General features: G+C 70.3%; 1 protein-coding gene. It reads left to right on the top strand.

What is annotated here, in order from left to right; translation table 11 throughout:
- The coding region (locus IE249_RS39595) for an adenosylhomocysteinase (protein ID WP_229860011.1) at positions 1-276 on the top strand (276 nt) is incomplete at both ends.

The raw sequence follows: 276 nt of genomic DNA, 5'->3' as shown, positions 1-276 counted from the left end.
ACCGAGCAGGCGCTGACCTGGCCGGACAGCCCCACCGGCGGCCCGAACATGATCCTGGACGACGGCGGTGACGCGACCCTCCTGGTCCACCAGGGCGTCGAGTACGCGAAGACGGGCGAGCTGCCCGCCGCGAGCAACGAGGAACTGGCCGTCGTACGGGCTCTGCTGGAGTCCAGCACCCTCGACTGGACCGCCGTCGCCTCCGAGATCCGTGGGGTGACGGAGGAGACGACGACGGGTGTGCACCGGCTGTACGAGATGCAGCGGGACGGGACT

The sequence above is a fragment of the Streptomyces anandii JCM 4720 genome, from assembly GCF_014650655.1.
Taxonomy (GTDB): Bacteria; Actinomycetota; Actinomycetes; order Streptomycetales; family Streptomycetaceae; genus Streptomyces; species Streptomyces anandii.
This window is presented reverse-complemented; position numbering and strand designations above follow the sequence as displayed.